Origin of the sequence: Achromobacter sp. B7 (assembly GCF_003600685.1) — a bacterium.
GTDB classification, from domain to species: Bacteria; Pseudomonadota; Gammaproteobacteria; order Burkholderiales; family Burkholderiaceae_B; genus Achromobacter; species Achromobacter spanius_B.
Genome location: NZ_CP032084.1, coordinates 3,075,325 through 3,095,702, shown reverse-complemented (window position 1 = coordinate 3,095,702; position 20,378 = coordinate 3,075,325). Strand labels below are relative to the sequence as shown.

General features: G+C 67.3%; 17 protein-coding genes. 5 read left to right on the top strand and 12 right to left on the bottom strand.

What is annotated here, in order from left to right:
- Nucleotides 1–14: 14 nt before the first annotated feature.
- The 12 genes from DVB37_RS13950 to DVB37_RS13895 all read right to left on the bottom strand — a co-directional run bounded on the left by DVB37_RS13950 (nucleotide 15) and on the right by DVB37_RS13895 (nucleotide 13,044).
- The gene (locus DVB37_RS13950) at nucleotides 15–1,754 is read right to left on the bottom strand and encodes a thiamine pyrophosphate-binding protein (protein WP_120155749.1); all 1,740 of its coding nucleotides are present in this window, start codon (nucleotides 1,752–1,754) and stop codon (nucleotides 15–17) included.
- A complete protein-coding gene (locus tag DVB37_RS13945; RefSeq protein WP_120155746.1) occupies nucleotides 1,751–2,680 on the bottom strand; it encodes a CoA ester lyase in 930 nt (309 codons plus the stop codon). The genes DVB37_RS13950 and DVB37_RS13945 overlap by 4 nt, the downstream gene beginning before the upstream one ends.
- Nucleotides 2,677–3,960 carry a TRAP transporter large permease gene (locus tag DVB37_RS13940; protein WP_046807328.1) on the bottom strand — a complete coding sequence of 428 codons (1,284 nt, stop codon included), beginning with the start codon at nucleotides 3,958–3,960 and terminating at the stop codon, nucleotides 2,677–2,679. The genes DVB37_RS13945 and DVB37_RS13940 overlap by 4 nt, the downstream gene beginning before the upstream one ends.
- A gap of 4 nt (nucleotides 3,961–3,964) precedes the next feature.
- Nucleotides 3,965–4,444 carry a TRAP transporter small permease gene (locus DVB37_RS13935; protein WP_046807327.1) on the bottom strand — a complete coding sequence of 160 codons (480 nt, stop codon included), beginning with the start codon at nucleotides 4,442–4,444 and terminating at the stop codon, nucleotides 3,965–3,967.
- Nucleotides 4,444–5,439 carry a DctP family TRAP transporter solute-binding subunit gene (locus DVB37_RS13930; protein ID WP_046807326.1) on the bottom strand — a complete coding sequence of 332 codons (996 nt, stop codon included), beginning with the start codon at nucleotides 5,437–5,439 and terminating at the stop codon, nucleotides 4,444–4,446. Before DVB37_RS13930 ends, DVB37_RS13935 begins: the two co-directional genes overlap by 1 nt.
- 68 nt (nucleotides 5,440–5,507) lie before the next feature.
- A complete protein-coding gene (locus DVB37_RS13925) occupies nucleotides 5,508–6,761 on the bottom strand; it encodes a YncE family protein (RefSeq protein WP_240434118.1) in 1,254 nt (417 codons plus the stop codon).
- Entirely contained in the window at nucleotides 6,758–7,603 is an 846-nt protein-coding gene (locus tag DVB37_RS13920; protein ID WP_120157493.1) for an ATP-binding cassette domain-containing protein, read from the bottom strand. Before DVB37_RS13920 ends, DVB37_RS13925 begins: the two co-directional genes overlap by 4 nt.
- 26 nt (nucleotides 7,604–7,629) lie before the next feature.
- Nucleotides 7,630–8,628, bottom strand: coding sequence for an ABC transporter ATP-binding protein (locus DVB37_RS13915; RefSeq protein WP_120155744.1), 999 nt, complete (start codon nucleotides 8,626–8,628; stop codon nucleotides 7,630–7,632).
- 4 nt (nucleotides 8,629–8,632) lie between these two features.
- Entirely contained in the window at nucleotides 8,633–9,499 is an 867-nt protein-coding gene (locus tag DVB37_RS13910) for an ABC transporter permease (protein ID WP_223265039.1), read from the bottom strand.
- 11 nt (nucleotides 9,500–9,510) lie between these two features.
- The gene (locus DVB37_RS13905; protein ID WP_120155742.1) at nucleotides 9,511–10,425 is read right to left on the bottom strand and encodes an ABC transporter permease; all 915 of its coding nucleotides are present in this window, start codon (nucleotides 10,423–10,425) and stop codon (nucleotides 9,511–9,513) included.
- Nucleotides 10,426–10,586: 161 nt separating this feature from the next.
- Nucleotides 10,587–12,092, bottom strand: a complete 1,506-nt coding sequence (locus DVB37_RS13900) for an ABC transporter substrate-binding protein (RefSeq protein ID WP_046807322.1) — start codon at nucleotides 12,090–12,092, stop codon at nucleotides 10,587–10,589.
- 193 nt (nucleotides 12,093–12,285) lie between these two features.
- Nucleotides 12,286–13,044 carry a FadR/GntR family transcriptional regulator gene (locus DVB37_RS13895; protein ID WP_104145760.1) on the bottom strand — a complete coding sequence of 253 codons (759 nt, stop codon included), beginning with the start codon at nucleotides 13,042–13,044 and terminating at the stop codon, nucleotides 12,286–12,288.
- Nucleotides 13,045–13,375: 331 nt separating this feature from the next.
- On the opposite strand from DVB37_RS13895, the gene DVB37_RS13890 reads away from it, so the two are divergent.
- From DVB37_RS13890 to DVB37_RS13870, 5 genes are all read left to right on the top strand, one after another.
- Entirely contained in the window at nucleotides 13,376–15,706 is a 2,331-nt protein-coding gene (locus DVB37_RS13890; protein ID WP_120155740.1) for a molybdopterin-dependent oxidoreductase, read from the top strand.
- 212 nt (nucleotides 15,707–15,918) lie between these two features.
- Nucleotides 15,919–17,433, top strand: coding sequence for an ABC transporter substrate-binding protein (locus tag DVB37_RS13885; RefSeq protein WP_120155738.1), 1,515 nt, complete (start codon nucleotides 15,919–15,921; stop codon nucleotides 17,431–17,433).
- Nucleotides 17,420–18,367, top strand: a complete 948-nt coding sequence (locus tag DVB37_RS13880; RefSeq protein WP_223265038.1) for an ABC transporter permease — start codon at nucleotides 17,420–17,422, stop codon at nucleotides 18,365–18,367. Before DVB37_RS13885 ends, DVB37_RS13880 begins: the two co-directional genes overlap by 14 nt.
- Nucleotides 18,364–19,308 (top strand): ABC transporter permease, encoded by a 945-nt coding sequence (locus DVB37_RS13875; protein WP_240434116.1) that lies wholly within the window; start codon nucleotides 18,364–18,366, stop codon nucleotides 19,306–19,308. Before DVB37_RS13880 ends, DVB37_RS13875 begins: the two co-directional genes overlap by 4 nt.
- Nucleotides 19,305–20,291 (top strand): ABC transporter ATP-binding protein, encoded by a 987-nt coding sequence (locus tag DVB37_RS13870; protein WP_120155735.1) that lies wholly within the window; start codon nucleotides 19,305–19,307, stop codon nucleotides 20,289–20,291. Before DVB37_RS13875 ends, DVB37_RS13870 begins: the two co-directional genes overlap by 4 nt.
- Nucleotides 20,292–20,378 lie beyond the last annotated feature (87 nt).

Below are 20,378 nucleotides of genomic sequence, written 5' to 3'. Positions count from 1 at the left end.
GGGTTCACGTCCTGTCAATGGCCATTGTTGGCGGAGTTCGGGTTGCCGTTGCCGCGCGCGATGCGGGCTTGCGCGGCTTGGCGGATGCCCATCAGCGTTTCGCCCGGGGCGATGCCGTTGGCGTCGTAGCGGATTTCCAGCAGCGCGGGCAGGCTTTCCTTATCGGCAAAGGCCAGCGCGCGTTCAAAAGCGGGTCCGAAATCTTCCGTGGTTTCCACGGCTTCACCATAACCGCCGTAGCCCCGGATGATCTGTGTAAAGTCGGGGTTTTCAAAGCCCAGCGCAATCGTGCGGGCGGGGAACTCGCGTTCCTGGTGGGCGCGGATGGTGCCCCAGATACTGTTGTTGAACACCAGCACGACCACGCCCAGCTTGTACTGCAAGGCCACGCCCAGTTCCTGCATGTTCATCTGAAAGCAGCCGTCACCCGCGTAGCACACCACGGTGCGGGCACGGTCTTGCAGCTTGGCCGAAATGGCGGCGGGCAGGCCGTAGCCCATCGACCCGACGGTGGGCGTCAGGCTGGTGCCCGGGCCGGTGTAGCGGCGATAGCGGTGCGGATACAGCGCGTAGTTGCCCGCGCCCACGGTGATGCAGGCGTTGGGCGGCACGTGCGCGTCCACGTAGGCGGCCGCCGCGTCCAGGCTCATCGGGCCGGGCGCGGGCAGCGGGGTCAGGCTGTCCACCAGTTGCTGATGCGCGATGCGCACGGCCTCGCCGCGCGGCTTGGCATGACCGGGCGCCAGGTCCGCCACGCTGGCGGCAAAGCTGGCCACGTCGGCCACGATGGCCTGCGTGGGCGAAAACACGCGACCCAGCTCGGCGGCGTCCGGGTAGACTTGGATCAACTTCTGGCGCGGCAGCGGGCTTTCGATGACGGTATAGCCTTCGGTCGTGGCTTCGCCCAGGCGCGTGCCCACGGCCAGCACCAGGTCGGCGTCCTTGACGCGCTGGCGCAGTTCCGGCGTCATCGCCCAGCCGACGTGGCCGGCGGCGTTGGGATGGCGCTGGTCAAAACACTCCAGGCGGCGCCACGCGGTGCCCACGGGCAGCTCGAAGCGTTCGGCAAAACCGGCAACCTGGTCGATGGCGGTCTGGTGCCAGCCATTGCCGCCCAGCAGCAGGAAGGGGCGTTCGGCGGCGTTCAGCAATTCGGTCATGCGCGTCAGATCGGCGGCGCCCGGGTGGCTGTGCACGCGCGGGTAGCGCGGCAGGTCCGCCACGCGGGCCGTGCCCCACAACGTGTCTTCTGGCAGCGCCAGCACCACGGGGCCGGGCCGGCCGCTGGTGGCGACGGCGAAGGCGCGCGAAATGAATTCGGGGATGCGGTCGGTGCGATCGATCTGCGCCACCCACTTGGCCATTTGCCCGAACATGCGGCGGTAATCGATCTCCTGGAAGGCTTCGCGTTCCATGAAGTCGTTGCCGACCTGGCCCACGAACAGGATCATCGGCGTGGAGTCCTGGTAGGCGGTGTGCACGCCGATGCTGGCGTTGGTGGCGCCCGGGCCGCGCGTGACGAAGCAGATGCCGGGTTCGCCCGTCAGCTTGCCATAGGCCTCGGCCATGTAGGCCGCGCCGCTTTCCTGGCGGCAGACCACGGGTTCGATGGCGTCGGTGTGTTCGTTCAGCGCGTCGATGCACGGCAGGTAGCTTTCGCCGGGAATCATGAACACGCGGCGCGCGCCATGGATGCGCAACTGCTGCATCAGGATTTGGCCGCCGTTGCGTTCGGGAAGTGCGGATGACGTCATGCAAGGTCTCCTTGTTGTGGCACGGCCTGCGCGCGGCGCTCGGCGGCCCATCGTTCGAATTGGTCGTGGCGCGCCAACAGGCGGCGCGCGGTGTTGTAGGTGGGCGGGTCGATGCGTTCGGCGTCGTGGCGGCCGGCGCGTTGCGCCTCGAAGCGCGCCACGCAGTCGCGCGCGGCGTCCACGTCTGGCGGGGCCGGAGTGAACACCTGGTGGATCAGGGGCACCTGTTCGGCCACCGTGGCGCATTTGGATTTCAGGCCCAGGCGGCGCGCCCAGCGCAGGTCCGCTTCCAGGGCGGGCAGGTCGCGGTAATTGAACGGGCAGTCGATCGGCACGCAGCCGGCGGCGGTGCAGTCCACCAGAAAGCGGGCGCGCACGGCGTGCAGTTCAATGCCGTCCTTGCCGCGCTCGGCGCCCAGGCTGGCCGTCAGGTCTTCGGCGGCCAGCAGGCAGGCGGACACGCGCGGGCTGGCGGTCAGGATGTCGTAGGCGCGCACCAGCCCCAGCGCCGATTCCAGCGTGGGCACGATCTCGGTACTGCCGGCGGGCAAGCCCAGTTCGGCTTCCAGCGCCGTGATGGCCTGATCCAGCGCAACGATCTGCGCGGCGCTTTCGGCGTGCGGCAGGAACACCGCATCCGGCGCGCCCGGCATCACGCCGCGCAGGTCGGCCAGCCCGTCGTCTTCCAGCTTGTTGATGCGCACGGCCGCCACGACGCCCTGCGCGCGGCACGTGGCAAACAAGGCCGCAATGCGTGGCCGGGCGGCGGGCCGTTCCACCGCCGCGGTGAATTCTTCCAGGTCGGCCACCAGCGCGTCCGTGCCGCTGGCCAGGCCCGAGGCCTGCGCGGCGGCGTCCATGCCGGGTACGAACATCCAGCTGCGGCGCAGCGCGGCGGGGCGGCGTAGATAGGTGTGGGTGGTCATTGCACGTGCCTCGGCAGGAACAGCACCAGTTCAGGAACAAACGTCAGCAGCAACATCACGCTGGTCATGGCCAGCATCATCCAGGACAGCGGGCGCAGCGTTTGCATCATGTTGATGCCGCCGATCTTGCAGGCGGCCATCAGGTCTACCCCGACCGGGGGCGTGTTGGCGCCGATGGCCATGTTGATGGACAGCAGAATGCCGAAATGCACCGGGTCGATGTTGTAGTGTGCCAGCACCGGCATCACCACGGGGGCCACGATGATGATGACGGGGATGGCCTCCATGAAGGTGCCCAGCAGCAGCAATACCACCGTCAGCACCAGCAGCACGGCCGTCTTGCTGTCGGTCCATTCCACCAGCAGGGTGGATAAGGCTTGCGGCACCTGTTCGGCCACCAGCACCCAGGCAAACAGGCCGGACGCGCCGATGATAAGCAGGATGGACGCGCTGCTTTCGCCGGTGGATTTCAGGTTGTCCCACAACGATTTCACGCTTAGCGTGCGGTACCAGAAAAAGCCGATCAACAGGGCGTAGACAATCGCGCTGGAGGCGGCTTCGGTGGCGGTGAAGATGCCGAAGCGGATGCCGCCGATGATCAGCACCGGCACCATCAGCGCGGGCAGCGCATCGATGGCCGCGGCGCGCAGTTCGCCCCAGGAAAACGGCTGGCCGCCCGCCCAGTTGTGCTTGCGCGACTGCCAGATGGCCACGCCGATCAAGGACAGGCCCAGCAGGATGCCGGGGATGATGCCGGCCACGAAGAGCTTGCCCACCGACGTATCGGTGATGGTGCCGTAGACGATCAGCACGATGCTGGGCGGGATGATGGTGGACGTGGCGCCCGCGCTGCCCACCAGCGCGCAGGAAAAGCCCTTGTCGTAACCGCTGCGCGCCATGGCGGGCAACAACAGGCTGCCGATGGCGACCACGTCGGCCACGCCCGAGCCGGACAGCGCGCCGAACATCAGGCAGGCCAGCACGGCCACGACCGCCAGGCCGCCCTTGATGTCGCCGACGATGGCGGCGCACAGGCGCACGATGCGCTGCGTCAGGCCGGCGCCGTTCATCAGCTGCGCGGCCAGGATGAACAGCGGAATCGCCAGCAGGGTGAAGCTGTCCAGCCCCACCACGTACTGCTGCGCCGCCACCATCATGGGCGCCGAGTCATACACGGCCAGATAGGCCAGGCACGACAGCACCAGGCCGAACGCGATGGGCATGTCGATCAACACGGTGATCGTAAACACGCCCATCAGGAAGAGAGCACCCGAAGACATCTTGTTATTCCTTTGCCGTGGCGGGGGTGGGCGCGAACAGCTGCGCCAGATGGACGACGATGGTGACCGCGCACGCAAACGGCAACGCCAGGTAGACCGTGCCGGCGGACACGTCCAGCGCGGGCAGCGTCTGGTCGCCCGTGAGTTCGGCCAGTTGCCAGCCCGCGTAGCCCAGCGCCGCCAGGCCCACGATGACCAGCAGCTGGTTCAGCCGCTCGAAGGCATTGAGCACGCGCGGGCTGCGCACCACGAAAGGCAGCAGGCCGGCCATCAGGTGAGAGCGTTCGTAGCTGCACGCCACGCCGCCGATGAAGGCCGACCACACCAGCACCAGGCGCGGCAATTCCTCGGCCCAGTGCGGCGTGGTGTGCGTGACAAAGCGCGAGAACACCACGTAAGAGATCAGGATCGCCAGCAAGGCCACCGCCAGGGCGGCAAAGGCCTTGCTGATGCCCGACAGGATGGCGGACAGTCGGTTGAGCATTACTGGGCCTCGCGGTACTTCTGCACAATCGCCATCAGCTCGGGGCCGTAGGTGACCGAGTAGGTCTTCCACACGGGCTGCACGGCGGCGGCAAAGGCGGCCTTGTCGACCTCGTTGACCTGCATGCCTTTTTCTTTGAGCTGGGCCACGAACTGCTGGTCGCCGTCGGTGATCATCTTGCGCTGGGCGTCGCGCCACTTGTCGGCGGCGGCCTGCACCACCTTCTTGTCATCGGCGGAAATGCGGTTCCAGACCGGCTTGGAAATGATCAGGTTGGCCGGGCCCCACACGTGACCCGTCAGCGACAGGTACTTCTGCACTTCAAAAAACGACGACGTGTAGATGATGGACAAGGGGTTCTCTTGCGCGTCGAACACCTTTTGCTGCAACGCCGAGTACAGCTCGCCAAAGGCCAGCGGGGCCGGGTTGGCGCCCAGCGCGGTAAAGGTGTCCAGGCGCATCTTGTCGGGCGTGACGCGGGTTTTCAGGCCGGTCAGGTCGGCGGGCTTGTTCACGGGGCCGCGATTGTTGGTCACGTGGCGAAAGCCGTTTTCCCACCACGAAATGATCGTCAGGTTCTTCTTGTCGGCCAGCTTGGCCAACGCCTCGCCCAGCTCGCCGTCATAGGCCTTGTAGGCTTGCTGCGACGACGACCACGTGTACGGCAGTTCCACCACGCCGAACTTCGGTTCAATCGGCTGCAACGAACCCGAGCCGATGATGGCGGCGCCCTGGCTACCGATCTGCAAGCCTTCCAGCATGGTCTTTTCGTTGCCCAGCTGGCCGCTGGGGAACAGCACGAAGTTGACGCGGCCGGCGGTCTTTTCCTTGACCTCGGCGGCAAAACCCTCGGCCGCCTTGTTCCAGCTGTGGCTGGGAGCCAGCACGTGGCCCAGCTTGATGTCCAGGGCATGGGCGGACAGCGGCGCAAAACCGGCCACGGCAAGCAGAGCGCCGCCGATCAGGGCGCGAAACGTTTGGGGAGCGTGGGTCATGAAGTAACTCCAGATGCAAGAGAGAAGTAGGGGTGGTGGGTTCAACAGGCGGCGGGGTGCGGCCCCGCTCAGTAGGATTGCGCCCGCATGGATGCGGGGTGGCCGGGCAGGGGGATACACGTACCGGTATCGGTCAGGCCGTTGTCTCCCACGGCCAGCACCTGCAAGGTTGCGTCCAGAAAATTGCCGACATACAGGTAGCGGCTGTCGGGGCTGAAGGCGATGCCTTCGGGCAAGGCGCCCACATCGATGGCGCCCGCGCGGGTGACGCGCAGGCCGTCGATGTGCAACAGCACGATCTGGCCGTGTGGATGGTGGAACCAGTCGGACGACGGGTTGTTGGAGCCCTGCACAATGGCCACGGCGGCGTGGCGGCCATCGGGGCTGATGGCGATGCCTTCGGGGCCGTCTTCCACCATGATGCGGTCGACGACGCGTGGCGGATCGCTTTGCAAATCCACCACGCTGATGGAATCGGCATGGCCGTCGGACGCCGTGGGGCTGCCCATGTCCACCACCAAGGCCAGCGCGCCATCGGGCGACACGACCAGGTTGAACGGCACCAGCCCGGTGGTCAGGTCTTCGGACGGATCGTGCGTGACGCGGGGCGTGGGGCCGGTGTCGTCGACGTGCAGCACGGCCAGCCGGTGCGTATCGGTTTTGACGACGTAGGCGCGGCGGCCATCGGCCGAGAACGACACGGCGACCACGGGCGTGCCCAGGTCGATTTCCCCGCAGACGGCCACGCGGCCATCGCGGATGGTCAGCACGGATACCGAGCAGCCGGCCTTGTTGGCGACGAGGGCCATCGTGCCCGCGCGGTTGATCGACAGGCCGGACGGTTGCAAGCCCACTTGCAGCGTCTGCACGATGGCCGGCGGCGTGGCGGTCAGGTCCACCACATACAGGTCACGGCCCGGGGTGGGCTGCCAGCCCTTGCTGTCGGCGCGTTCGGGCCACGCCATGGAATCGGCGATCAAGGCCAGGCGCTGGTCTGGCGTGACGGCCAGATTGACGGGCGGACCGAACAGCGAATTGGGTAGCGGCAGGGTGGCCACCAAGGCGGGCGCGGCGGGGTTGGCGGCGGCGTCGAAGATGCTGAGCGAGTCGCGGCCGGGCGCCAGGAAGCGGATCCGGCCGTCGTCCCAGGTGACTTTCTCGTCGTTGCCGACCAGCAGGTAATGCGGGGCGGGGGCAGGCGGTTGCGCGGCTGGCATCGGCGCGCTGCCGGGTGTGGCGGCCAGGGGCGTTGTCGCGGGGCTGGTCACGACAGGGCTGGTCATCACCTGGCTGGTCGTCACTGTGGTCGCGTGTGCGTTCATGCCGCCAGCTCCCGCGCTTCGGGCACGGCCAGCGTCGCGCCGATCAGTTGCCGGGTGTACGGGTGCTTGGGTGCAAAGTAAACCTGGTCCGCCGCGCCGCGCTCGACCACGCGGCCGCCTTGCAGCACGACGATCTCATCCGCAATGTGCTGCACCACCGCCAGGTTGTGGCTGATGAACAGATAGCCCAGGCCGCGTTCGCGTTGCAGTTCCATCAGCAGGTTCAGGATCTGCGCCTGCACGGAAACGTCCAGCGCGGAAGTGGGCTCATCGCAAATCAGCAGCTGGGGTTCCAGCATCAGCGCGCGGGCAATCGCCACGCGCTGGCGCTGGCCGCCCGACAGTTCACGCGGGTAGCGGCCGGCAAACGCGGGCACCAGCCCCACGGCGTCCATCATGCGGCGCACGGCCGCCGCCTGCGACGCGGCGTTGCCGATGCCATGCACGCGCAACGGCGCGGTCAGGATTTCGTTGATGGTGCGGCGCGGGTTCAGCGACGAATAGGGGTCCTGGAACACCATCTGGATGCGGCGTGCGCGGGCGCGGGCGGGCATGGCGGTCAGCGGCTTTCCGTCCAGCAACGCCTGCCCTTGGGTGGGCGCCAACAGGCCCAGCATCAGTTTGGCGATGGTGGACTTGCCGCTACCGGATTCACCGACCAGGCCGATGGTCTGGCCGGCGGGTACATGCAGGTCGATGTCATGCAGGATGCGCGGCGCGGGGCGGCGCGAGAACAGGCTGGCGCGGCCGTATTGGAACGACAGCGCGTCCAGGCGGATGCTGCCGGGCGCGGTGCTTGGCGGGGCGGTGGGCGCGCTGGTGGGCGGGGTGGCCGACGGCATGGCGGTGGCCTTGTTCATGGAAGTATTCATGCCAGGGCTCCTGCGCGCAGCGCGCCGGGTTTGACGCACAGGCAGCGGTGTTCGCCCTGCACGCGCGGGGCGATCGGCTGCGCGCAACGCGGTTCGGCCACCGGGCAACGATCCCGAAACGCGCAGCCCCGGATGGCGGTGTCCAGCGACGGCACGGCCCCGGCGATGGTCGGCAGGTCGGTATGCGGCGCGGTGCGGCCGGGTTGAGGGATGCAGTTCAACAGCATGGTGGTGTAGGGATGGCGCGGGTCCGCCAGCACCTCGGCCACGCTGCCGCCTTCGACGATGTCGCCCGCATACATGACGATGACGTGGTCGGCGATGCGCGCCACCAGCCCCATGTCATGCGAGATGAACACCATGCCCAGGCCGAACTCGGCCTGGATGTCGCGCAGCAGGTCCAGCAATTCGGCCTGCACGGTAACGTCCAGCGCGGTCGTGGGCTCGTCGGCAATCAGCAATTCCGGGCCGCACATCAGCGCCATGGCGATCATCACGCGCTGGCGCAGCCCGCCCGACAGCTCAAACGGATACTGGCGCATGCGTTCTTCCGGGTTGGTGATGCCGACCCGGCGCAGCAGGTATTGCGCGCGCTCGGCGGCCTGGCGGCGGCTGACGCGCTTGTGCCGGCGCATCACGTCGATCAGCTGCGTGCCAATCTGAAACACCGGGTTCAGCGACGTCATCGGATCCTGAAAGATCATGGCGATGCGCGCGCCGCGCAGTTCGGCCAGCTGGCGCGGCGTCAGCGTGGACAGGTCTTGCCCGGCGAACTCCAAGCGCGTCATGCGGCGGCGCGCGGCGGCGGGCAGCAGGTCCAGCAGCGCCAACGCCGTCAACGATTTGCCGCAGCCCGATTCGCCGACGATGCACAGCGTCTTGCCGCGTTCCAGCGTGAAGTCCACCGCGCGTACGACGTGCTTGGTGTGCGTGGCGGTATGGATGTCGATATACAGGTTTTCAACCCGCAGCAGGGGGTGGGACGTCGCAGTCATGGCCTCAGCCCTTTTTCATCTGGATGGCGCGCAGCGTTTCGCCCGCGCGGTTCACGCACAGCACCAGCACGAACAGCACGATGCTGGGGATGACCACCAGCGACGGCTGGAACAACATGTTTTCCTTGCCCTCGGCAATCATCAGGCCCAGCGACGGCATCGGCGCGGGCACGCCCAGCCCCAGGAATGACAACGACGCTTCCAGCGTGATGGCCATGGCCGCATCCACCGTGCCGATGATGAGCAGGTTGCCCACCAGGTTCGGCAGAATGTCGCGCCAGATGATTTGTAGAGGCGTGCAACCTTGCAGCCGCGACGCGGTGACGAATTCGGCGTTGCGCAGGCCGGCGGCCATGGTGCGCGCCACCAGGGCGTAGCGTTCCCACAGCAGCAGGCCCAGCACCAGCACCACCACGGTCAGCGATGCGCCCACCACCGACACCACCGCCAGCGCCACCAGGATGATGGGCAGCGCCAGGCGGGCGGTAATCAGAAACGACACGGCGCGGTCCACGGCGCCGCCGAAGTAGCCGGCGACCACCCCCAGGGTGGTGCCGATCAGCCCGCCCATCAGCGCGACCGACAAGCCGATCAGCGCCGACACCCGCACGCCGTACAGCGCGCGCGCCAACACGTCGCGGCCCAGCTGGTCGGTGCCCAGGATGTGGTTCCAGTCACCGCCCTCAGCCCACACGGGCTCTTGCAGACGCGCCAGCAGGTCTTGCGAATAGGGGTCGTGCGGGATCAGGTACGGGCCGATCAGGCCGGCCAGCACCAGCAGGGCCAGCACGGCCAGGCCAAGCAGTCGGCCGGCGCGCGCCAGACGGTCGCCGCGCGTGGCGGCGGGCAGGGAAGTCGCGGTAGCGGTCATAGCGGTATTCATCAGGCGGCTCGCACGCGGGGGTCCAGCCAACCGTTGACCAGGTCGGCAAGCAGGGTCAGCACGATGTAGATCAGCGCAAAGATCAGGATCAGTGCCTGCATCGTGGGGAAGTCGCCACGCAGGATGGACGTCCAGGCCAGCAGCCCGGCGCCATTGATGGCGAACACGGTTTCGATGACGACGGAGCCGGCCAGCAAAGTGCCCATCTGCGCCGCCGCCAGGGACACCAGCGGCCGCAGCGCGTTGCGCAGCGCGTACTTCAACACCACGCTGGCGCCGCCCAGGCCCATCGCACGCGCGGTGCGGATGTAGTCGGTGGCCAGCACGGTTTCCATTTCGGATTTCATCAGCCGCAGCATCGCGGGCATGGCGAACAGGCCCAGCGCCACCACCGGCATCACGTAGTGCTTCCACGTGTCAAAGCCCGAGGCGGGCAGCCATTGGTTGCGCACGCTGAACACGATGATGAGTAAAAACGCCAGGCAGAACGGCGGCATGGCCTGTGCGCAGGCGGATAGCAGCATGGTGGCGCGGTCCACCAGCGAGCCTTTGCGCAAGCCGGCCAGCACGCCCAGCGGTATCGCCAGCAGCAAGGCAAAGGCCATCGCGGCCAGGCCCAGTTTGGCGGTGGCGGGGAAATGCTGGCCCAGCAATTCGGCCACGGGGCGGCTGAAGTACAGGCTGTCGCCAAAATCACCGCGCACCACGCCCGCCAGCCAGCGGCCGTATTGCACCAGGATGGGATCGCCAAAGCCGTGCTGTTGCGACAGGCGGGCGGCGTCGGCCGCGCTGCCTTCACCGGCAAGGCGCGCGGCCGGGTTGCCGGACGCAAACACCAGCGAAAAGCTGATCAGCGATACGAACGCCACCAGCAGGGCGGCGACCAGCAAGCGGCGAAACAGGAATGCAATCATGGGTCAACCTATAGAGCTAGCGTCGGCTGGCGGCGGCGCATCGGCAAGCATCGACATGCCGCGGCTTGCGTCGGCGCGCGCCGTTCCGCCCAGGCGCATCAAGCGCCTGGATCGGACGGGCACAACGGTTGGAACAACGCCTGGGCGCGATGGCCGCCGGATCAGTTCCAGGTGGCCTTGTAGAAACGCGGAAACTCGTCGCCATCCACCGAGAAGTTCAGGTCCTTGGCCTGCACGGCGTTCAGCGAGTGGTTCCACAGCGGCACCCAGTACGCCTGGTCGGCCACGATCTTTTGCGCGGCGGCGTAGTTCTTCGCGCGCAGGTCCCGGTCGACCGACGTGTCGGCGGCTTCCAGGTACTTGATGACGTCCGGGTTGCGCGCCTGGTCGTCCGGGCCGCCACGGAAAAAGTTGCTGGTGGACAGCGCCGCGTCGGCAATGCCGTACGAGCCCCAGTTGGACGCCAGCATGGCGATCTTGCCGTCGCGCCAGTTGGTCATGGCGGCGCCGTATTGCTGTTCCACCAGGTTCACCTTGATGCCGGCCTGCGCCATTTGCGCGGCGGCCGCATCCAGGATGCTGCGCGGCGGGGCCGAGATCACCAGGTCCAGCGTGATGCCGTTGGGGTAGCCGGCCTGGGCCAGCAATTGCTTGGCACGGGCGGGGTCGAACTTGTAGGTCTGCACATCGGCCGAGCAACCGAACTGCGCCGGGTTGCAGGCGGCGTTGATGACCTTGGACGCGCCGCCGACCAGCGCCTTGCGGATGGCTTCGCGGTCGATGGCGTGGTTGATGGCCTGGCGCACTTCCTGCTTGGCCAGCGGCGATTTGCCGTCGTCAAAGCGCGGGTTCAGCGAGATATAGCTGATGCGCATGATGCTGCTGCTTTTCACGGCAACCGACGGCGTTTTCTCCATGCGCTTGGCCACGTCGGGCGGCACGCGCCAGATCCAGTCCAGGCCGCCGGACAGCAGCTCGGCGTACTGCGTGTTGGCGTCCGGCAGCACGCGCACCACCAGTTTCTGCACGGCGGGCTTGGCGCCGAAGTAATCGTCAAAGCGTTCGTACACGTAGCGGCTGCCGGGCTGGCTGTCGGTCAGGCGGTAGGGGCCGGTGCCGATGGGCTTGGCGCCCATGTCGGACTGGTTGGCCTCGTAGTACTTGCGCGGATAGATCGGCAGGTTTTCCGACAGCATTTCCAGCGCCAGCGGGTAGGGCGTCTTCATCTTGATGCGCACGGTGTCGTCGCCGACTTTTTCGGCGCGGGCAATCCAGGCCACCTGGTTCTGAAAGCGCGCCTTGTAGGTGTCGGACGACACCAGGTTCAGCGTGTACAGCACGTCGTCGATGGTCAACAGCGAACCGTCGTGAAATTTCACGTCGCGGCGAATCGGCAGGTCGATCGTGGTGTCGTCCACGAACTTGTAGCCGGTGGCGATGGAGGGGCCGAATTCACCCGTGTCCTGGTTTTTTTGCAGCAGGCCCGAAAACACCATGCGCGCCAGCGCCAGGCCGGGGCGGTCTGATTCCTTGTAGGCGTCCAGCGTGGCGGGCGCCGCGTCGAACGCGATGTTGAGGGAATTGTCGGCCTTGTTGGCCTGGGCGGCATGAGCGCCTAGCGCCAATAGCGCCGCGCTTATTACCTTCACGGTACGGGTCAGCTGCATGTTTTTCACCTTGAACTGTTTTTATGTGTGTGGACGACGGGTGCTGCGGGGACTGCGAATTCACGTTTCAACGGACAAGCCGATCCCCTTGCCGCGGGCGGCGCTATCTGCGCCGGCGGTGCTTGCACGGTCGGTAAGGGGAGAGGCCCGGGCGTCAGGCCATGGCGGGTTAGCGCGTTATGAGGTCATGGGCTCATCGAATCCCAACGTTGCCGAAATCTTCCCGCAGACGCGCCAGGATGCCGACCAGGTGGTCATGCATGGCGTGGCGCGCGCGGATGGGATCGCGGTCGACGATGGCCGCGAGGATGCGTTCGTGTTCTTTCTGCGCTTCGATCCACACCTTGGTGGTCACGAAGTGCTCTTCCAGACGGTGGAACACCGGGCTCAGAGTGCTCAGGTGCCAGATGTGCGAAATGGCGGCGGCCAGCGCGGCGTTGCCGCACGCCGCGCCGATGGCGCTATGGAAGGCGCGGTCGTGCACGCTGGGCGATTCGGTCAGCGACATGCCGTCGTGCGCGGCGCGGATGGCGGCAATCTGTGCGGGCGACGCTTTCTGTGCGGCCAGTGCCGCGCATTCCGGCTCGATCAGCAGGCGGGTTTCCAACAGGTCGAAGGGACCGATGTCGGTGGCTTCAGCGCTGCCCGCCGCACTATCGGCGGCCGTTGCCGGTGGCGTGGCCGCGTCACGCGCGTCGTGATATTGGCCGTCTTCGCGCGGGGCGCAGACGAACACGCCCGTGCCCACGCGCACATCCACATAGCCCTCGATTTCCAGGGCGATCAGCGCCTCGCGCACCGACGCCCGGCTCACTTGCAGCTGCTCGGCCAATTCCCGCTCGGCCGGCAGGCGGCCGCCAACGGGAAAGTGGCCCGCCTTGATGCGCGCGGCGATCTGGTCGGCAATCATGCGGTAAAGGCGGGTGGGGGCAACGGCCTGAAGGGAATTCATCGTGGCGTGAAAGTGGGTTCCGGGGGGTAGAGCGTAATAGGTCTGGGGCGGATGTGTCTTGGATAACGATTTGACGGGCTTCGGCTTCGGGTTTGGCTTCGGCTTCGGCTTCGGCTTCCGTTTCAGCTTCAGGGGCCGCGTGGGACGCGCCGGCCTCTGTTCGGCTGCCTGATGGTCCGGTGGTCAGGCCACTGGACGAAATGTACCGGAGCCAGACGCGCTTGGGAATGCGGGTGACCGCCTATTTGCCCGTTTTCAGGGAAAACCACTAGCGGGCTCATCGTTTATGCTTCGCGAAAATCTCCTTGAACCGCAGACCCTTACCCCTTCCATGACTGACTCCCGCTATCCCTCGCTTGCGCACTGGGGCGCGTTCACCGCCGTAGTGAAAGACGGGCGAGTCGTCGGCTGCGAGCCCTTTCATGCCGATGCCGCGCCGTCGCCCATGCTGGACTCCATCGCCGAAATGCAGCATTCGCCGTTGCGCGTGCAGCGGCCCGCGGTGCGCCGGGGCTGGCTGGCGGGCAACCGCGAGCGCGAAGGCGACGATTATGTGAAAGTGGAATGGGACCACGCGCTGGACCTGGTGGCGGGGGAGCTGGCTCGCGTCCGCGCGGAGCACGGACCCGGCGGTATCTTTGGCGGCTCGTATGGCTGGTCGTCGGCCGGTCGCGTCCACCACGCGCGCAGCTTGATCCGCCGGTTCCTGTTTCTAGGCGGCGGTTGCGTCGATCAGGTCGGCAACTACAGCTGGGGCGCGGCGCAATTCCTGTTGCCGCACGTCATCGGCACCTTCAGCCCGGTCAGCGGCGACGTTACCGACTGGGACAGCGTGCTGGCCAACACGCGCGTCATCGTGGCCTTTGGCGGCATCCCCACCAAGAACAGCCAGGTGACATCGGGCGGCGCGGGGCTGCACAACTTGCCGGCGTGGTTGGCCCGCGCGCAGGCGGCCGGCATCCGCCTGGTGGTGCTCAGCCCCACGCGCGCCGATGTGCCGGACGGCATCGCCGCCGAGTGGATCCCGATTCGGCCCAACACCGACACCGCGCTGATGCTGGCCATGGCGCACGCCTTGCTGGCCGAAGGGCGGCACGACGCGTCGTTTCTGGCCAGCCACTGTGTGGGCGCCGATACCTGGGCCGACTACCTGACGGGCGCGGCCGACGGCCAGCCCAAGGACGCGCAATGGGCGGCCGGCATCTGCGGTGTGCCGGCGCCCACCATCACCGCACTGGCGCGCGCCATCGTGGCGCAACGCAGCCTGTTGACGGCGGCGTGGTCGTTGCAACGCGCGCAACATGGCGAACAGCCGTACTGGGCCTTGATCGGGCTGGCCGCGTTGGCCGGTCAGATCGGTTTGCCGGGCGGGGGCTTTGCGTTCGGCCACGCGTCCTTGAACGGCATAGGCGAGCCGCGCCGGCGGGTGCCCGGCCCCGAAGTCCCGGTGCCGAAGAACCCGGCACAGTTGGCCATCCCCGCCGCGCGCATCGCCGACATGCTGCTGTCGCCCGGCCAGCCATATGACTTCAACGGCGCGCGCCACACGTATCCGGACATCAAGCTGATCTATTGGGCGGGCGGCAACCCGTTCCATCACCATCAGGACCAGAACCGCTTGCGGCAGGCGTGGACCAAGCCCGATACCGTGATCGTGCATGAATCGTGGTGGACACCCTTGGCGCGCCGCGCCGACATCGTGCTGCCCGCCACGACATCACTGGAACGCTGCGACGTGGGCGGCTCGTCGCGCGATCCCTACGTGTTCGCCATGCACCGCGCGGTGGCGCCGCAAGGGCAGGCGCGTAACGACTTCGGCATCTTCGCGGACCTGGCGCGGCGCGCGGGCTTTCACGAGGCCTACACGGCCGGGCGCGACGAAATGGGCTGGTGCCGCCACGTGTACGACGGCATGCGCGGGGGCTGCGCCGAGCGCGGCGTGACGTTGCCGCCCTTCGATGAATTCTGGGCGCGCGGCTACGCCGAGGTGCCCGCGCCCGACTCGCCGTACGTACTGTTCGAGGACTTTCGCCGCGACGCGCAAGCGCATCCGCTGCGCACGCCCAGCGGCAAGATCGAACTGGCCTCCGAGGTGGTGGCGGGCTTTGGCTACGCCGATTGCCCGGGGCATCCGGTGTGGCTGGCGCCATCGGAATGGCTGGGCGCGCCCGGTGCCGACAGGTGGCCGCTGCATCTGCTGACGAACCAGCCGCGCCATCGCCTGCACAGCCAGCTCGACCCGGCCGCGTTGTCGCGGTCAAGCAAGATCCAGGGCTGCGAGCCCATCTCGATGCACCCGGAGGACGCCGCCGCGCGGGGCATCGCCGACGGCGACCGCGTGCGTGTCTTCAATGCGCGGGGCGCCTGCCTGGCCGGCGTGCGGCTGGATGCCGGCATGCTGCCGGGCGTGGTGCAGATGTCCACCGGCGCGTGGTCCGACCCGGACGGCGATCTGGACCGGCACGGCAATCCGAATACGCTGACTGCCGACATCGGCACGTCGCGACTGACGCAGGGGTCCAGCGCGCAGACGGCGCTGGTGCAGGTTGAGGCTGCTCCGAACCTGGACCAGAACCTGGACCCGAACCCGAACCCAACCCTTGACGTGGCCGCGCCGCATCGCGCGTGGGAATTGCCCCGCATTTCGCCGGCGGCAGCATAGAAGCGTGCGCTGACGAACCCGATGATTTTGCGACCTTGATGACGTCTTGACCCTTATGACTTGAAGCGGCAGTCACCACCGCGTCAAGGATTTCCCAGGCATATCATTACAACGGCACGTTCTGATTTCTAGCGGCAAACTCCGGATTCCTAATTTACCGACCTGCGACATCGTGCCCCGCACTCGCATGTCTTTCTGATCCGGAGTGCACAATGAGCCGTCACCGCTACCAGGGCTTGGCCCTGGCCCTGTCAGCGTCCGTGTTGTCAGCGTCCGTGCTGTCGACGGCCGTGATGTCGGCGGCCCAGGCGGCCGACATCACGTTGGCGCTGGGCACCGAACCGTCAACGCTGGACCCGCAGACCGCGCAGGACGGTTCCGAGCGCGCCGTGTCGCGCAACATCTTCGAAACCCTGATCACTCGCACCGCCAAGGGCGAATTGGTGCCGCAACTGGCCACCGAGCTGCCGCGCCAGACCGGCGCGGACACCTGGGAAGTGACCCTGCGCCCCAAGCTCACATTCAGCGACGGCCAGCCGCTGGACGCGGCCGCCGTGGCCGCCAGCATCAACCGCATCGTCGACCCCAAGACCGCGTCGCGTCAGCGGCCGTTCTTTCTGGGCATCAAACGCGCCGAGGCGGTCGATGCCGTCACGGTGCGCGTGTTCACCAACGGCGCCGATCCCGCCTTGCCCGCGCGCCTGTCGTGGCTGACCATCGTGTCGCCCGCGGCCGCCGCCGACGGCAGCCTGGGCCAGAAGCCGGTGGGCAGCGGCCCGTACGTGTTGACGGAATGGGCCAAGGGCAACCGCATCGTGCTGTCCCGCAACCCGAACTACTGGAATCCGCAAGCGGTAGGCAACGTCGACCGCGCCACCTATCGGTTCGTGGCCGAGCCGGGCACGCGCCTGTCCGGCCTGCGCGCCGGCGACTTCGACTTCATCACCAACGTGTTGCCCGAGGACACCAAGCGCGTCGCCCGCGCCGTCACCCTGCAAGGCACCGACCTGCCGTTCGTGTCGCTGAACGCCTTGAAGGGGCTGACCCGCGATGTGCGCGTACGCCAGGCCTTGAACTACGCGGTGGACAAAGAGGCGCTGGCCAAGGACCTGTACGGCGGCTATGCGGCCGTCTCGCGCGGGCAGCTGCTGGCACCCGGCTGGTTCGGCTACGACGCCAGCATCCAGCCGTATCCCTATGACCCCGCGCGCGCCACCGAGCTGCTCAAGGCGGCGGGCGCCTATGGCAAGTCCATTGACCTGTACGCGCCGTCCGGCCGCTGGCTGAAAGACAAGGAACTGGCCGAGACCATCGCCGCCTACTGGGAGGCGGCCGGCCTGAAGGTGAATTTCCGCGTGCTGGCCTGGGCCGAATACCTGGAAGCCATCAACAAGAACCGCGTGCCCACCGAAGCGCAGATCAGCAGCAGCCATTCGAACCAGTTGCTGGACGCCGACCGCACCCTTAGCGCCTATTACGCCGACGGCGGCGTGGCCGCCGCCAACGACAACGCCGAGCTCAAGGGCCTGATCGACGCCGCCCGCCAGGAGGCTGACCCGGTCAAGCGCCAGGCGCTGTATACGCGCGCGCTGAAGATTGGCCGCGACGAAGCCTATCTGGTATTTCTTTTGGAAGGGGGCGAGATCTTCGGCTTGTCCAAGCGCATTGATTTTGCGCCGCGCGTTGATGGCCTGATTCCGCTGAAGGACATCCGTGTCACCCAGTAATCACAGCGGGCGCGGCTTGCCGCGCTTCTTGTTGGGCCGCTTCACGCAAGGCTTGCTGGTGGTGTTTGGCGTAACCACGATCGTGTTCATCGTGACGCGGTTGGTGGGCGACCCCGTCCAGGCCATGTTGCCGGTGGACGCGTCCGCCGCCGACCGTGCCGTGCTGGCGCGCGCGCTGGGCATGGACGGGCCCATCTGGGCGCAGTATCTGCACTACCTGCGCGACATCGCCTCGTTCGACTTCGGCAATTCCATCTGGCAGCAGCGGCCCGCCATGGACATCGTGCTGGAACGCCTGCCCAACACGCTGACGCTGTGCCTGGGCGCGCTGAGCCTGGCCATTGTGGTCGGCGTGCCGCTGGGCATCGTGGCCGCGCTGCGCCCCGGGCAGTGGGCCGACCGCATTTCCGTGGTGTTGAGTCTGGGCGGCCTGTCATTGCCGCAGTTCTGGCTGGGCCTGTTGCTGATCCTGCTGTTTGCAGTGACCTTGAACTGGTTGCCGTCATCGGGCGCCGAGGCGCCGGGCAGCGCCATCCTGCCCATGCTGACGCTGGCCTTGCCCGCGCTGGGCCGCATCGCCATGATGCTGCGTTCCGCCCTGATCGACGAATTGAATTCCCTGTACGTGCGTACCGCCCGCGCCAAGGGGTTGCGGTCCGGCCGCATCGTACTGGTGCACGCGCTTCGCAATGCCGCCGTGCCCACCGTGGCGCTGCTGGGATGGGAATTTGCCGGCATGCTGGCGGGCCACACCGTCGTCGTTGAAACCGTTTTTGCGTGGCCCGGCCTGGGCCAGACCGCCATCCAGGCCATCGAGCGCCAGGACCTGGTCCTGTTGCAGGCGGTGGTCTTCTTCATTGCGTTCCTGATCGTGCTTATCAACTTCTGCCTGGACATTGCGTACCGGCTGCTAGACCCCAGGATCGCGGTATGAGCAGCGTTCCGGCCTGGATGGGGAATGTGGCGCCCGCGCCCGACGCGCCGCGCACACGCGGCTGGCAGGCGCTGTCCGATCGGCAGCGCGGCTGGGTGCTGGCGGCGGCGCTGCTGCTACTGCTGGCGGTGGTGGCCATCGTGCTGCCCTGGCTGGCGCCATATGACCCGGCGGCCATCAAGCTGTCGGCGCGCCTGCGGCCCCCGGTCTGGGAAGCGCGCGGCACGGTCGCCAATCTGTTGGGCACCGACAACCTGGGCCGCGACGTCCTCAGCCGGATCCTGCACGGCGCGCGGCTGTCAATCCTGATCGGCGCGGCCGTGGTAGCCGTATCGGCAAGCTTTGGCGTGCTGGTCGGCCTGATTGCCGGGTTTGCCGGGGGGCGTGTGGACGCCGCCTTGATGCGCTGGGTTGATGTGCACGTGGCGTTTCCGGGCCTGCTGTTGTCGCTGGTGATCCTGGTGATCCTCGGCCCCGGGCCGGGCACAGTGATACTGGCACTAGCCTTGAACGGCTGGATGGTCTACGCGCGCCAGATCCGCAGCGTGGTGCTGTCCGTGCGCCAGCTGCCCTATATCGAAAGCGCCGAGATGATCGGCGCGCGCGCGGGCCGCATCCTGCTGCGCCACATCCTGCCCAACCTGGCAGCGCCGCTGATCACCTTGATGGTGCTGGAGTTTGCGCGCGTGGTGCTGGCGGAAGCAGCGCTGTCGTTCCTGGGCGTCGGGGTGCAGCCGCCCGCGGTGTCCTGGGGCCTGGACGTGGCCAACGGCCGCAATTACCTGACCAGCGCGTGGTGGCTAGCTACATTTCCGGGCTTGTCGATCGCGCTGACGGTGTTGATCGTCAACCTGGCCGCGAGCCGCTTGCGTCTGGCGCTGGACCCCCGCGAACGAGAAAAAGACTTTGCCCGCCGTCTGATTGCGAAGGTGCGTCGATGAGCGCGCGGCCCTTGCTACGCGTGCGCGACCTGCACGTGCAATTCCTGACCCGGCATGGCACCGTGAACGCCGTGGACGGCGTGTCGTTCGACCTGCATGCCGGGGAAACCTTGGCGCTGGTCGGAGAAAGCGGTTCCGGTAAAAGCGCCTGTGCGCTGGCCTTGATGGGCTTGACCACCTTGCCGGGCCGCGTGGCCGGCGGGCAGGTGTGGTTCGACGACATCGACCTGCTGGCTGCGCCGCCCCGGGTGCTGCAAGACCTGCGCGGCAATCGCATCGCCATGGTGTTTCAGGACCCCATGAGCGCGTTGAACCCGCTGTTGACCATCGGTACGCAGATCGACGAAGTGCTGCGGCGTCACACCAAGCTGGATGCCAGCCGCCGCCGCGCGCGCATCGTCGAGCTGCTGGCGCAGGTGGGCATACCCAAGCAGTCCGAGCGCCTGGGGCGGCTGCCGCACGAGTTCTCAGGCGGCCAGCGCCAGCGCATCCTGATTGCCATGGCGCTGGCCTGCGAGCCCCGGATTTTGATCGCGGACGAGCCCACGACGGCGCTGGACGTCACCATCCAGGCGCAGATCCTGGAACTGCTTGCCACGCTCAAGCAGCGGCTGGGGCTGGCCTTGTTGCTGGTCACGCATGACCTGGGCGTGGTGGCCAAGGTGGCCGACCGCGTCGCCGTCATGTACGCCGGCCGCCTGGTGGAACTGGCGGACGCCGACGCGCTGTACGCGGCGCCTGCGCACCCCTACACCGCGGGGCTGTTGCGCGCCACGCCGCGTCTGGACGACACGCGCCACCGCATGATCGCCATCGAAGGCGTGCCGCCGGATCTGCGCCAGCGTGCCCAGCACTGCGACTTTGCGCCACGTTGCCCGGCGGCGGATGCCGCGTGCGCGCGCCGCCCGCCGCTGCAAGACGTCGGCCAGGGGCGCTTGGCCGCTTGCGTGCGTCCGTATACGCCAGCTTGGACAAACGTGTGATGAATACCGCCTGATGAATAACGCCTGATGAGTATCACCTGATGAGTACCGCCTGATGAGCACCGCCTGATGAGCACCGCCCGATGA